This is a genomic window from Kitasatospora sp. NBC_01560 (assembly GCF_045208415.1).
Classification (GTDB): Bacteria; Actinomycetota; Actinomycetes; order Streptomycetales; family Streptomycetaceae; genus Kitasatospora.
The window spans coordinates 7866047-7878824 of sequence record NZ_CP109364.1 but is presented as its reverse complement, the minus strand read 5'-3'; the positions used below and the strand labels follow the sequence as shown (position 1 = coordinate 7878824).

General features: G+C 75.1%; 11 protein-coding genes. 3 read left to right on the top strand and 8 right to left on the bottom strand.

Features of this window, described 5'->3' with window-relative positions; genetic code table 11:
• Window positions 1–64: 64 nt before the first annotated feature.
• Window positions 65–1705, top strand: coding sequence for a BCCT family transporter (locus OH807_RS34135; RefSeq protein ID WP_406207063.1), 1641 nt, complete (start codon window positions 65–67; stop codon window positions 1703–1705).
• 164 nt (window positions 1706–1869) lie between these two features.
• A complete protein-coding gene (locus tag OH807_RS34130) occupies window positions 1870–2049 on the top strand; it encodes a hypothetical protein (RefSeq protein ID WP_406207060.1) in 180 nt (59 codons plus the stop codon).
• A 44-nt stretch (window positions 2050–2093) separates the two neighbouring features.
• Here the strand turns inward: OH807_RS34130 and OH807_RS34125 are convergent, their stop codons facing one another.
• Window positions 2094–3995 (bottom strand): DUF2398 family protein, encoded by a 1902-nt coding sequence (locus OH807_RS34125; RefSeq protein WP_406207057.1) that lies wholly within the window; start codon window positions 3993–3995, stop codon window positions 2094–2096.
• Between the two features lie 309 nt (window positions 3996–4304).
• On the opposite strand from OH807_RS34125, the gene OH807_RS34120 reads away from it, so the two are divergent.
• A complete protein-coding gene (locus OH807_RS34120) occupies window positions 4305–5054 on the top strand; it encodes a lysoplasmalogenase (protein ID WP_406207054.1) in 750 nt (249 codons plus the stop codon).
• A gap of 89 nt (window positions 5055–5143) precedes the next feature.
• Here OH807_RS34120 and OH807_RS34115 read toward each other — a convergent pair whose 3' ends face one another.
• From OH807_RS34115 to OH807_RS34085, 7 genes are all read right to left on the bottom strand, one after another.
• On the bottom strand, window positions 5144–5755 hold the full coding sequence (locus OH807_RS34115) for a hypothetical protein (protein WP_406207051.1): 612 nt from the start codon (window positions 5753–5755) through the stop codon (window positions 5144–5146).
• Window positions 5756–5922: 167 nt separating this feature from the next.
• The gene (locus tag OH807_RS34110; protein WP_406207048.1) at window positions 5923–6726 is read right to left on the bottom strand and encodes an exodeoxyribonuclease III; all 804 of its coding nucleotides are present in this window, start codon (window positions 6724–6726) and stop codon (window positions 5923–5925) included.
• Window positions 6727–6872: 146 nt separating this feature from the next.
• Window positions 6873–8663, bottom strand: coding sequence for a gamma-glutamyltransferase (gene ggt, locus OH807_RS34105; RefSeq protein WP_406207045.1), 1791 nt, complete (start codon window positions 8661–8663; stop codon window positions 6873–6875).
• A gap of 149 nt (window positions 8664–8812) precedes the next feature.
• Window positions 8813–9925, bottom strand: coding sequence for an ROK family glucokinase (locus OH807_RS34100; protein ID WP_406207044.1), 1113 nt, complete (start codon window positions 9923–9925; stop codon window positions 8813–8815).
• On the bottom strand, window positions 9922–10731 hold the full coding sequence (locus OH807_RS34095; RefSeq protein ID WP_406207041.1) for an ATP-binding cassette domain-containing protein: 810 nt from the start codon (window positions 10729–10731) through the stop codon (window positions 9922–9924). Before OH807_RS34095 ends, OH807_RS34100 begins: the two co-directional genes overlap by 4 nt.
• Window positions 10728–11759 (bottom strand): ABC transporter permease, encoded by a 1032-nt coding sequence (locus tag OH807_RS34090; protein WP_406207039.1) that lies wholly within the window; start codon window positions 11757–11759, stop codon window positions 10728–10730. Before OH807_RS34090 ends, OH807_RS34095 begins: the two co-directional genes overlap by 4 nt.
• Window positions 11756–12778: a sugar ABC transporter substrate-binding protein gene (locus tag OH807_RS34085; RefSeq protein ID WP_406207036.1), complete on the bottom strand. Its 1023-nt coding sequence runs from the start codon at window positions 12776–12778 to the stop codon at window positions 11756–11758. Before OH807_RS34085 ends, OH807_RS34090 begins: the two co-directional genes overlap by 4 nt.

Below are 12778 nucleotides of genomic sequence, written 5' to 3'. Positions count from 1 at the left end.
TACGACATGTATCCCGTTTTCGATCATGTCGCCGACCGTCCCGTACGCCGTGAGAGGCACCCCCATGAGCAGCCAGCCGCCGGGCCCCGACGAACCCGCCGCGACCCTCCCCGTCGACCGGGTGGTCTTCGGGACCAGCGCCGTCCTGGTCCTGGGGGTGGTCGCCTGGGGCATCTTCGCCGAGGACTCGCTCGGCCGGACGTCCGGCAGCGCGCTCGGCTGGGTGCTGCACAACTTCGGCTGGCTCTTCGTGGTCGCCGCCGACGTGTTCCTCGTCCTCACCGTCCTGCTCGCGTGCAGCCGCTTCGGCCGGATCCGGCTCGGCCGCGACGACGACCAGCCGGAGTTCTCCACCCTCGCCTGGGTGGCCATGATGTTCAGCGCGGGCATGGGCATCGGGCTGATGTTCTACGGCGTCGGCGAGCCGCTCCAGCTGTTCGCCGAGCCGCAGCCCGGCTCGGGGCTGGAACCGCAGAGCGCGGCCGCCGCCCAGAGCGCCCTGGAGTTCTCGCTCTTCCACTGGACGCTGCACCCCTGGGCGATCTACGCCGTCGCCGGCCTGGCACTGGCCTACACCACCTTCCGCAAGGGCCGGGGCAACCGGATCTCCGCCGCCTTCGTGCCGCTGATCGGGCAGCGCGGCGCGGACGGCTGGGCCGGCCGGGCGATCGACCTGCTGGCCGTCTTCGCCACCGTCTTCGGCTCGGCGACCAGCCTCGGCCTCGGCGCCCTCCAGGTGGCCGACGGCCTCGGCTACATCTCCGACGTGCGCAACACCGAGCACGTCCAGCTGATCATCATCGGCTCGCTGACCGCCGCCTTCGTGCTCTCCGCCTTCTCCGGCGTGCACAAGGGGGTCAAGTGGCTCTCCACCTCGAACGTCGTGCTGGCCTCGCTGATCATGCTCTTCGTCTTCGTCCTGGGCCCGACGGTCTTCGTGCTGGACGCCATCCCGTCGACGGTCGGCGGCTACCTCTCCGACCTGGTCGCGATGTCCACCCAGACCGGCGCCTTCACGGACGAGAGCTGGCTCGGCACCTGGACGATCTTCTACTGGGCCTGGTGGCTCTCCTGGGCGCCGTTCGTCGGCACCTTCATCGCCCGGATCTCGCGCGGCCGCACCGTCCGGCAGTTCCTCGTCGGCGTGCTGCTGGTACCCAGCGGGGCGACGGTCATCTGGTTCTGCGTCATGGGCGGCACGGCGATCCGGCTCGACAGCACCGGCGCCGTCGACCTCGTCGCCACCATCCCGCAGGGCCCGGAGGCCTCCCTGTTCGAGATGCTGCGCTCACTGCCCGGCGGTTCGGTGACCAGCGTGGTCGCCGTGCTGCTGGTGATGACCTTCTTCATCACCAGCGCCGACTCCGCCTCGCTCGTGCTCGGCTCGCTCTCCAGCCGGGGCTCGCTGCACCCCCGCACCTGGCTGGTGGTGGTCTGGGGCGTGCTGATGGGCGGGGTCGCCGCCGCCCTGCTGCTCGCCGGCGGGCTCACCGCGCTGCAGAACGCCACCATCCTCGTCGCGCTGCCGTTCGTCGTGGTGATGCTGTTGCTCTGCGTCTCCCTGGTGAAGGAGCTCCGCGAGGACCCGGCGGCCGGCCCCGCCCGGTTCCACCCCGCCCACGGTCTGCGGGACGCCGTCCGGGTCGCCGTGGGCGACGCCATGGCCGACGCCCGGCGCGGCCCGCCGCCACCTCCGGCCGACTGACCCGGGCCGACCGGTCCTGTGCCCGGGACGGGACGGGCACAGGACGGCCCGGGCACGAGGACCGGCCCTCCCGGGGCCCTGTCGGCACGAACCGACGCCCGCGCCCCATTCGGACTTCACCCACGCGTAGCGATCGTTCACACCGCCCTGGAACGCTCCGTGACATGAACGCCATCCCTCCGGCGGCCCTCGACGAACGGCGCTTCCCGCTCCCCCAACGTCACCGCCGCTTCCTCGCCTGTGCCGCCGTCCTCGCCTCCCTCGCCCTCGGCACCCTCGGTGTGGGCGCCACCGTGGAGACCGTCCAGCACGACACGGTGACGGCGGCCACCGCGAAACGGTGACGCCACCGGCGCGGCACGGATGAGAACGGGCCGCCGGGGCGGTGTCAGACCCGCTGCTCCGCCAGCGGCCCCGCCGGGGCGGGGATCGTCACCGCGGGTTCCCGGCGCGAGTGGCGGCCGGTACCGGGGGCCGGCAGGAGGTCCGCGGCCGGCGCGTAGCGGGCGGCGGGCGCCCGCAGCAGCCAGCCCGGGGGCCGGGTACCGCGCGGGGCGGGGGTGATCAGACCCATCCGGTGGAGCAGGTCCAGGGTGTCGCGGCGCAGCGCGGTGCGGTCGGCGAGGTAGTCGCGCCGCCAGCCGGCCGGCAGACCGTACTCGTCGGCGAGGTCCCCGAGGACGCCGTCTATCAGCGCGTCGGGGATCGGGACGGCCGGCACCGGGACGTCGGTCTCGGCCTGCGCGGTCTCGCCCGGCAGCGGCCGGACCTCCTCGACCAGCCGTTCGACCAGCAGCAGGGCGACCTGGGCCGGGGTGTCCGCCCCGGGCAGGGCGAGGTCGGTGAGCTCGTCGGCGGGGTCGAGCAGGGCGACGCCCTCGGCCCGCAGCTCGGCCTCCAGGCCGAGGAAGTCGGCCAGGGCGGCGGGGCCGCTGTCGCGGTGCTCGCGCAGCCAGGCCCGCTGCTCCTCGGGCAGGTCGGCGGCGAGGACGGCCGGGGTCTCGGCGAGGCGGCGGCGGACGGCCGTGCCGGGTTCGGCCCCGGCGGCGCGGCGGATCAGGTCGGCGGCGTCGGCGGCGAGCGCGGGCGGGCCGGCGGGGACGGCACGGGCCAGCTCCCGGTCGACCGTCAGAACGGCGGCCCCCGGCGCCACCTCGGCCGGGTCGGCCGGGTCGGCCGGGTCGGCGAGGTCGAGCAGGCCGGCCGGGTCGGCTGCGGCCGCCAGGTCCGCGGGTATGCCGGTGAGCACCTGCCAGTCGGCCAGGGCGGCGAATGCCATCGCGAGGTCGGCCGGGGCCGCCGTCCAGTCCGGGCCGGGCGCCGCGGCACGCATCGCGGCGAGCAGCCGTCCGAGCGGGAGCTGCTCCGGGGCGTCCACCAGCAGGGCCAGTGCGAGCGCCAGTTGGGCGTAGCCGCCCGGGGTGAACGGGGCCCCGGTGGCGGGGTGGTGGAGCCCGCGGGTGGCTCCGGCGCCGAGGCCGGCCTTGCCGAGCCGGGCATGCCGGGGGCCGACCACCAGGCGGTAGCCGAGCAGGGTGTCGAACCGTTCGGCGAGCCAGGCGAGATGACGGTGGATCAGCGGGAAGCCGTCGGCGTGCGGCCCGGACGCGGTGACCAGCGGGTGGGCGAGCAGCAACCGGGCGGCGATCCGGCGTTCGGCGGCGGAGCGGTCCGGCGTACGGTCCGGGGCACCGGCCGCGGACCGGGCCGGTTCGGGCTTGCGGTGCTTGCCGGGGCGGCCCGGCTTGGCGCCCGAGCGGACGGCGGGCAGCGCCGCCGCGTCCCGCCGGGCCCGGCGGGGGCCGCGCGCCGGGCGGGCCTCGCGGGCGCGCTGCGCGACGGGCGCGTGCGCGGTGGGGCCGTGCCACCAGCTGACCTCGGAGTCGGCCGGGCCGCCGACGCCGCCGGCCGGCTCGGCGGGGACACCGAAGTGGCGGGCCGGGTAGAGGCCGAAGGAGGCGGTGCAGAGGTCGTCTGCGGTGCCGGGGTCGGCCTCGCCGAACCAGCGGGCGAGCCGGAGCAGCCCCGGGTCGGGCGAGAGTTCCGGGCTGGACGGGAGTTCCGGGCCGCCACCGTCCGCACCGGACGGGAGTTCCGGGCCGCCACCGTCCACACCGGACGGGAGCGGGGAGCCGGCGCCGGTCACGGCGGGCTCCTGCGGAGCGTCAGGACCGGCTTCGCGTACGGCGACGGCGGCGTCGGTGGTGCCTCGCCCCGCCCCGCCCGTGCGCTCGTCCGACGTGCCGCCGGCCACCCGCGTGGTGCCGGCCGCGTCCTCCTGCTGCTCCATGTCGTGGACCAGAGTAGACGGTGGGCGCGGCCCCCGGTGGCCGCAACCGGCCCTCGCGCAGAATTGGCCGGACGGATGCGCCGCGGTCCGGCCGGTCCGGCCACCGTCCGGCGCGTGCCGTCGCCGCCCTGCCGCGGTGCCGGTGCCCGTCGGCGTGTCACCCCGGCGGCGCGGCCACCGCTACGCCCCGGTAACAAGCCCTTCCGTGCGCCCGGCCGGTCGCCTAGGGTGCGGACGAACGGGCCGCCCGCCCCCGCACGCACCCGGACCCCCGTCCGGACGCCCCACCCACCCGGAGGACACCCCCGCATGAGCATCCGTACGACCACCCGCGCCGCCCTCGGCGGGCGCCTGCGCTCCGCCACCGGACTGCTCACCGGTTTCGCCGCCACCTCGGCGGCCCACCTGGGGGCGCTGCTCACCGACACCGGCGCCCTGCGGCACGCCACCAAGCCGGCCCTGATGCCGCTGCTGGCCGCGCACAGCGTCACCGCCGCCACCGCGGCCGGCCGGGAGGCCCCGAAGCTGCTGGCGCCCGCCCTGCTGCTCAGCGGTGGCGGCGACGTGCTGCTCCAGCTCGGCAACGAGACGGCGTTCCTGGCCGGCATGGGCTCGTTCGCGGCGGCGCACGTCTGCTACGTGACGATGTTCGTGCAGGGCGGCGCGCTGACCGACCGGCGGCGCGCCCTGGTGGTCGCGGCCGCGTACGCGACGGCCTGGGCCGCGATGATGACGCAGCTCTGGCCGGACCTCGGCGGCCTCCGGGTACCGGTGGCCGGGTACAGCCTGCTGCTCGCCTCGACGGCGGTCACCTCGGCCGGGCTCGGCCTGCGGACGGGCCTGGGCGGGGCGCTGTTCCTGCTCTCCGACACCCTGATCGCCACCAAGCTGGCCAAGTGGCGGGAGCTTCCGGGCCATCAGTTCTGGATCATGGCGACGTACATCCTGGCCCAGTACCTGCTGGCCACCGGCCTCCTCCGCGCCACCGAACCGGACGCGGGGCCGGCGGCGGCACCGGGCCGGGCCGCGCTGCGGGCCCCCGCGCCCGCCACCGCCTGAGCGGCGCGCGCAGGACGGCACGGCGCGGCGCGTCGGACGCGAAGGTGCCGCCGGGCCCGGCCCGGCGGCACCTTGCGCGCGGCGCTCCTTCAGGCGGAGCCGGCGCCGCCCCGCCGCCGCAGCAGCCAGAACCCGCCGATGCCGGCGGCGACCAGCGCGGCGCCCCCGGCCAGCTCGGCCGGGTCGCCCGCGACCGAGCCGCCGAGGCCGGTCTTCACCGCGCCGTGCGGGGCCACCTGCTGGCTGCCCGCGCCCGACTGGCCGAGCGAGCCGGCCCACTCCCCCGCCGCCTGGCTCCACGACCCGAGGCCCTGCGCGGGCGAGGACGCGGACGAGGAGGCCGCCACCGTCGTGACGGTGACGCTGGTCGAGAAGGCGCCGCCGTCGGGGCAGGTGCCGTCGACCTTGCTGTCACCGCCGGACTTGCTCGCCAGCCGGGCGGAGCCGGTGTGCTTGCCGTCCGAGCCGAGCGTGAGGGTGGCCGGACCACCCTCGAAGGCCTGGGAGTTGGCGGTGATGGTCTTGGCGTTGGGCTTGTCGGACTTTTCGCAGGAGACCGTGACCGTCACGGTCTGGCCCGGTGCGGCCTGGGACGGGCTGACCGAGGCGGCGCCGTCCTTGGCCAGCGCGAGGGGGGCCGTCAGGCCGGTCAGCACCGCCGCGCCGATCAGAGCGGCGGCGGCCGTACGCGTGGGGCGCATGCCGGAACCTCCGGGATTCTCGGGCGCAGCCGGGGACTCCGATGTCCACGTGATCGAACAACCACACCCAGTCATTCACCGACGGTAGGCAGCCTCCCCCGGGGCGGCCACCGCTCTGGACCGTTCGGGGGAGGGCCGGTCACCTGCCGTGACGGGTGCGGCGCGGCTCAGAGGTCCAGGTCGACCACGACGGGGGCGTGGTCGGAGGTGCCCTTGCCCTTGCGGGCCTCGCGGTCGACGTAGCTGTCGGTCACCGCGTCGGCGAAGGCCTTGTTGGCGTACGTGAGGTCGATCCGCATGCCCCGGTTCTTCGGGAACGCCAGCTGGCGGTAGTCCCAGTAGGTGTACGGGCGGTCGTACTTGAGCGGGCGCGGCACGACGTCCTGGAGGCCCGCCCCGGCGAGCGCGGCGAGGGCCGCGCGCTCGGGCGGGGTGACGTGGGTGAGGCCCTCGAAGGCGGCGACGTCGAAGACGTCCTCGTCGGTCGGGGCGATGTTGAAGTCCCCGAGGACGGCGAACGGGCGCGGGCCGGCGGCGTCCTCCAGCGAGGCCAGGCGCAGCGCCTCCAGCCACTCCAGCTTGTAGCGGTAGTGGGCGTGGTCGACCTCGCGGCCGTTGGGCACGTACACCGACCAGACCCGGACGGGGCCGCAGGTCGCGGCGACGGCACGCGGCTCGACGTCGGGCAGCAGGGCGTCGTCGGCGAGGTAGCCGGGCTGGCCGGGGAGGTCGCGCACGACGTCGTCCAGGCCGATCCGGGAGACGACGGCCACGCCGTTCCAGCGGCCGGTGCCGTGCGCGGCCGTCTCGTAGCCCAGCTCGCGCACCGGCTCGTACGGGAAGGCGTCGGCGCTGCACTTGAGCTCCTGGAGGCAGAGCACGTCCGGCTTGGCGCTCTCCAGCCACTCCAGGAGCTTGGGCAGCCGCGCGGTGACGGAGTTGATGTTCCAGGTGGCGATGCGGACGGTCACGGCGGGCGGCCTTCCCGATGGTTCGGACGACGGGTGGGCGGCCCCGGCACGGCCTGGGACGCCCACCTCGAATCTACCGAACGGCACCGACAAACCCGGCCGGCCGCGGCGCCGCCGGCCCGGGGGCGACGCCGGGCCGCGCCGGATCAGGGCGCGGGCCGCACCACCGCCGCCGCGCCGCCGCCGCGCCGCACCGGCTCGGCAGCCGCGACCCAGCGGCCGTCGGGCAGCCGCTCGACGCCGGTCGCGGCGCCGATCTCGGGCGTGCTCGTGAAGACGTGGCCGAGCGCCTCCAGCCGGGCCCGCTCCGGCAGGTCCAGGAAGGCCGGCTCGGCCTGGGTGGCGGCCGTGTTGCGCTGGCTGGCGCGGGGCGCGGCGATCGCCTGCTCCAGGCTCAGGCCCCGGTCGAGGCGGCCGAGCAGCACCTGGAGCGTGGTGGTGATGATGGTCGCGCCGCCGGGCGAGCCGGCCGCGAGGACGGGCTCGCCGTCGCGCAGCACGATGGTCGGCGAGAGCGAGGAGCGCGGGCGCTTGCCGGGGCCGGGCAGGTTGGGATCGGGCACGCCGGGCACCAGCGGGGTGAAGTTGAAGTCGGTGAGCTCGTTGTTGAGCAGGAAGCCGCGGCCCGGCACGGTGATGCCGCTGCCGCCGGTCTGCTCCAGGGTGAGCGTGTAGGAGACGACGTTGCCCCAGCGGTCGGCCACCGTCAGGTGGCTGGTGCTGAGCCCCTCGTAGGGTTCGGCGGCGGGCGCGGGGCCGGCGCTCGCGCAGGCCTGCGGGTGGCGCGGGTCGCCGGGGGCGAGCGGGCTGGCGAGCGCCCGGTCGGGGCTGATCAGGCAGGCCCGGGAGGCCGCGTACCGCGCGGAGAGCAGTTCCTTGGTCGGCACGTCGTTGAACGCCGGGTCGCCGACCCAGCGGTTGCGGTCGGCGAAGGCGATCCGGCTGGCGTCCAGGAAGTGGTGGTAGTACTGCGTGCCGTCGTAGCGGCCGACCTCGCCGTCCTCCAGGATGCCCAGCGCCTCGCCGACGGTGGTGCCGCCGGAGCTGGACGGGGCGATCGAGTAGAGGTCGTAGTCGCGGTAGGCCACGTGGGTGGGCTGCTGCCGGCGGACCTGGTAGTCGGCCAGGTCGGTGGCGTCCACCTTGCCGGGGCGGGCGTTGCGCCCGGAGGCCGGGTCCACCGGCGGGTGCTGGACGGCCCGGACGATGTCGGCGCCGAGGTCCCCCCGGTAGAGCGCGGCGGTGCCCTCCCGGCCGAGCTGGCGGTAGGTGGCGGCCAGGTCGGGGTTGCGGAAGGTCGAGCCGACCACGGGGAGGGCGCCGCCGGGCAGGAAGAGCTTCGCGGTGTCGGGGAAGTCCTTGAACCGGGCCTGGTTGAGCGCGGTCTGGTCCTGGAAGGTCTTGTCGACGGTGAAGCCCTGCTCGGCGATCCGCTGCGCGGGCCCCAGGGCGTCGGCGAAGGACCGCTTGCCCCAGAGCCGGACGGCCGTCTCCCAGGTGGCCGAGGAGCCGGGCACGCCGACCGAGAGCCCGCTGGTGACGGCGTCGGCGAAGGGCAGCGGCCGGCCGTCCTCCAGGAAGAGCCCCTGGTCGGCCGTCCGGGAGGCGACCTCCCGGCCGTCGATGGTGGAGACCCGCCCGGTGTCGTGGTCGTAGTAGACGAAGTACCCGCCGCCGCCGATCCCGGCCGAGTACGGCTCGGTGACGCCGAGCGCCGCGGCGACGGCCACCGCGGCGTCCACCGCGTTCCCGCCCTTGCGGAGCACCTCGATGCCGGCCGCCGTCGCATCGGCGTCCACGCTGGCCACCGCGCCGCCCCAGCCCACCGCCTCCGGCACCTTGGGCGGTGGCTGCGCCGCGCCGGCCGGGCCCGCGGCGGAGCAGACCAGGGCGGTGGCAAGCAGGAGCGGTGGGGCGATGCGGGGCAGAACTCTCATCCGGAGGCCTCCTGAGTCGACGTCAACTCCGTTGTTTCACAGGAGGCATGGCCGCGACAACAGGGCCACCGTGCTACCGACGCGTAGTTCACGCAACGGGCACCCGCCACCGGAGGCCGGTCCGGCGTCCGGTGGCGGCGCTGTCGGCCCTAGGGCACCGCGCGTTCGACCCGGCGGCGCTTGATGGTGCGGAAGCGGCGGGCGACCTGCCGGGCGAGGTCCGCGGCGCCGACCAGGCCCGCCTCGTTGCCGAGGGCGGCGTGCACGATGGTGGCCTCGGGGCGGAACCCGCGGCCGGTGAGCGTCCGGCGGAAGGTGTCGCGGGCCGGGGCGAGCAGGAGGTCGCCGGCCTCCGAGACGCCGCCGCCGATCACGAAGCGGCCGGGGTCGAGGGCGGCCGCCAGGTTGGCGATGCCGACGCCCAGCCACGTCCCGACCTCGTACAGCAGCTCGGTGGCGGTCGGGTCGCCGTCCCGGGCCGCCTCGGTGACGAGCGGGCCGGTGATGCCGTCGACGGTGCCGCCGGCCCGGGCCAGCAGCGGCTGGACCACCGGGGACTCCTCGGCGACCAGTTCGCGGGCGTCGCGGACCAGCGCGTTGCCGGAGGAGTACTGCTCCCAGCAGCCCCGGTTGCCGCAGGGGCAGCGGTGGCCGCCCGGCACCACCTGCATGTGCCCGAACTCCCCGGCCAGCCCGTACTTGCCGCGGTCGACGTAGCCGTCGCGGACGACGGCGCCGCCGATCCCGGTGCCGAGGGTGAGCATCACCATGTGGTCCTCGCCGCGCCCGGCGCCGAACCGCCACTCGGCCCAGGCGGCGGCGTTGGCGTCGTTCTCGACGATCACCGGGAACCTCAGCCGCTCGCTGAGCGCGTCGCGGAGCGGCTCGCCGCGCCAGTTCAGGTGCGGCGCGAAGAGCACCGTGGAGCGCTCGGCGTCGACCCAGCCGGCCGCACCCACGCCGACGGCGTGGACGTCGTGCCGGTCGGCGAGCTGGAGCACCAGCTCGACGATGACGTCCTCGACCACCTTGGGGCTCTTGCTCTTGTCGGGCGTGTCGGTCCGCAGCTTCTCCAGGACGGTGCCCTCGCCGTCCACCACACCCGCGACGACCTTGGTGCCGCCGATGTCGACGCCGATGGTGGGCAGCCGCAGCAGGCTCGCCGGCAGCGAGCGGCGGCGGCGTTCGGCGCGCGGCCCGAGGCCGAGGCCGAGCAGATTGGGCAGGACCGGCGGCCGGGTGCCGGGGTTGGGGGTGGTCACGGCTGCGGGCGCTCCTCACGGGGGTCGGGGGCGGCGGGCCGGCCGAGCTCGTGCGAGAGCTCGGCGAGGTCGGAGCCGCCGGCCATCTCGGTGGTGAGCTCGGCGAGGCCGATCTCCGCCCGGGGGTGGCTGCCGGCCATCCGGCCCCGCTTGAGCAGGGTGAAGTGGTCGCCGACCAGGTAGGCGTGGTGCGGGTTGTGGGTGATCAGCACGACGCCGAGGCCGGCGTCGCGGGCGGCGGTGACGTACTTGAGCACGACGCCGGACTGCTTGACGCCGAGGGCGGCGGTCGGCTCGTCCAGGATCAGCACCTCGGCGCCGAAGTGCACGGCGCGCGCGATCGCCACGCACTGGCGCTGGCCGCCGGAGAGGGTGCCGATCGGGCGGTCGACGTCGTGCAGGTCGATGCCCATCCGGGCGAGCGCCTCGCGGGTGGTGGCGCGCATGCCGTCGGCGTCGAGCCGCAGGCCGCCCCAGCGCTTGTGGCCCTGTTCGGAGCCGAGGAAGAAGTTCCGCCAGACCGGCATCAGCGGCACCACGGCGAGATCCTGGTAGACGGTGGCGATGCCCCGGTCGAGGGCCTGGCGCGGGGAGTCGAACCGGACCTCCTCGCCGCGGACGGTGAAGGTGCCCTCGTCGTGCCGGTGCAGCCCGGCGATGATCTTGATCAGGGTGGACTTGCCGGCGCCGTTGTCGCCCAGCACGCAGCTGATCTCACCGGCCGCCAGGCGCAGCGAGACGTCCTGCAGCGCGCGGACGGTGCCGTAGGTCTTGCCGACGCCTTCGAGGGCGAGCAGCTCGGTCATCGCGGTCCCCTCTCGGCGCGGTACTTGACCCAGGAGTTCAGCAGGGCGGCCAGCAGCAGCATCGCGCCCAGGAAGAACTTGAACCAGTCGGGGTTCCACTGGGCGTAGATGATGCCCTTGCCGACCATGCCGAAGATCAGCGCGCCGAGCGCGGAGCCGACCACCGACCCGTAGCCGCCGGTGATCAGGCAACCGCCGATGACGGCCGCCACGATGTAGATCAGCTCGTTGCCGACGCCCTCGCCGGACTGCACGGTGCCGAAGGAGAACAGCAGGTGCTGGCCGAGCACCCAGGCGCCGAAGCCGACGCCGAGGTAGAGCACGGTCTTGGTCCGGGCCACCGGCACGCCGACCGCGCGGGCCGCGGCCGCGTCGCCGCCGACCGCGAAGATCCAGTTGCCGAAGCGGGTGCGCAGCAGCACCCAGCTGCCGGCCAGCAGCAGGCCGAGCCACCACCACACGGTGGCCTTGATCGTCAGGCCGCCGACGGTGACCTCGGAGGCGAACAGCCAGCGGCAGGAGGCGAACCCCTGCATGTCGGCGATCGGCTTGGTGGAGACGGTGCCGGTGACGAGCTTGGTGACGCCGAGGTTGGCGCCGGTGAGCATCAGGAAGGTGCCCAGGGTGACGATGAAGCTGGGCAGCTTGGTGCGGCCGAGCATCCAGCCGTTGAAGAGGCCGACGGCCAGCGTGACGACCAGCGAGACCAGCACGCCGACCCAGGTGACGGCGGTGAGCTGGTAGCTGACCATGGACGAGGTGAGCGCCGCGGTGGTGACCAGCACGCCGGCCGACAGGTCGAACTCGCCGCCGATCATCAGCAGCGAGACCGGGACGGCCATGATCCCGATGGTGGAGGCGGCGTAGAGCACGGTGCCCAGCGAGGACACCTGCAGGAACGGTTCGGCGACCGCGGCGAAGATCAGGAAGACCGCCGCGGCGGCGATCAGGGCGCCCAGCTCGGGCCGGGCGAGGAGCCGCCGCAGCGCGGCCGGGCGGTCCTGGGCGAGGACGTCCGGAGTGCTCAACGCGTCCCCCTGGCGACGTACTCGGCGAGCGCGTCGGCGTCGTCCTTGGTGAGGATCTGCGGGCCGGTCAGCACCGGCTTCCCGCCGCCGAGCATGTCGAGGTTGGAGCGGTAGAGCCAGAGCAGGTCGACGCCCTCGTAGCCCTGGAGGTAGGGCTGCTGGTCGACGGCGAAGCCGACGCTGCCGGCCTTGAGGCCGGCCACCACCGCCTGGCCCAGGTCGAAGGTGTCCAGCTCGACGCTGCGGCGGGCGTCCTGGATCGCCTGGAGACCGGTGGCGGCCATCGGGCCGGAGAGGGTGAGCACGGTGTCGATGGCCGGGTCGGCCTGGAGCTTGGCGGCGACGGCGGCACGCGCGTCGGGCATGTTGACGCCGTCCACGTAGAGCAGCTGGAAGGCGCCGCCGGCCGTCGACCGGGCGCCGGCGCAGCGCTGCTCCTGGCCGACGTTGCCCTGCTCGTGGATCACGCAGAGCACGTTCTTGCGGCCGCGGGTCACGAGCTCGGTGCCGGCCGCCTGGCCGGCGGTGGACTCGTCCTGGCCGATGTGGGTGAGCGCGCCGAACTTCGCGGAGAACTCCTGGCCGGAGTTGATGGTGATCACGGGGATGCCGGCGGCCTTGGCCTTGCCGAGCACGTCGCCCAGGGCGTCGCCCTTGGCGAGGGTGACCAGCAGGCCGTCGACCTTCTGGTCGATGGCGGCCTGGACGAGCTGGACCTGGTTCTGGGTCTGCGCGTCGTTGGAGTACAGGAAGGTGATGTTGTCCTTGGCGGCGGCCTGCTCGGCGCCCTTGCGCACGGTGTCCCAGAAGGCGTCGCCGGCGCCCGCATGGGTCACCATGGCGACCTTCCAGCGCGGGGTGGTGACGGCGCTGCCGCCGGCGGCGGCCGCGGCCTTGGCGCGGGCCTGCTCGGCGCGGAGGCCTCCGGTACTGCTGCAGGCGGCGACGGTGGCCAGCAGGACCAGCGCCGCGCAGAGGGGCCGGATCCGGCGGGAAGGGCGAAAGCGGGTTGTGCTCAT

Excerpts from the sequence above, each read along its gene's own strand:
- OH807_RS34135 (WP_406207063.1), top strand. The coding sequence starts at position 65 with ATGAGCAGCCAGCCGCCGGGCCCCGACGAACCCGCCGCGACCCTCCCC.
- OH807_RS34130 (WP_406207060.1), top strand. The coding sequence starts at position 1,870 with ATGAACGCCATCCCTCCGGCGGCCCTCGACGAACGGCGCTTCCCGCTC.
- OH807_RS34125 (WP_406207057.1), bottom strand. The coding sequence starts at position 3,995 with ATGGAGCAGCAGGAGGACGCGGCCGGCACCACGCGGGTGGCCGGCGGC.
- OH807_RS34120 (WP_406207054.1), top strand. The coding sequence starts at position 4,305 with ATGAGCATCCGTACGACCACCCGCGCCGCCCTCGGCGGGCGCCTGCGC.
- OH807_RS34115 (WP_406207051.1), bottom strand. The coding sequence starts at position 5,755 with ATGCGCCCCACGCGTACGGCCGCCGCCGCTCTGATCGGCGCGGCGGTG.
- ggt (WP_406207045.1), bottom strand. The coding sequence starts at position 8,663 with ATGAGAGTTCTGCCCCGCATCGCCCCACCGCTCCTGCTTGCCACCGCC.
- OH807_RS34095 (WP_406207041.1), bottom strand. The coding sequence starts at position 10,731 with ATGACCGAGCTGCTCGCCCTCGAAGGCGTCGGCAAGACCTACGGCACC.
- OH807_RS34085 (WP_406207036.1), bottom strand. The coding sequence starts at position 12,778 with ATGAGCACAACCCGCTTTCGCCCTTCCCGCCGGATCCGGCCCCTCTGC.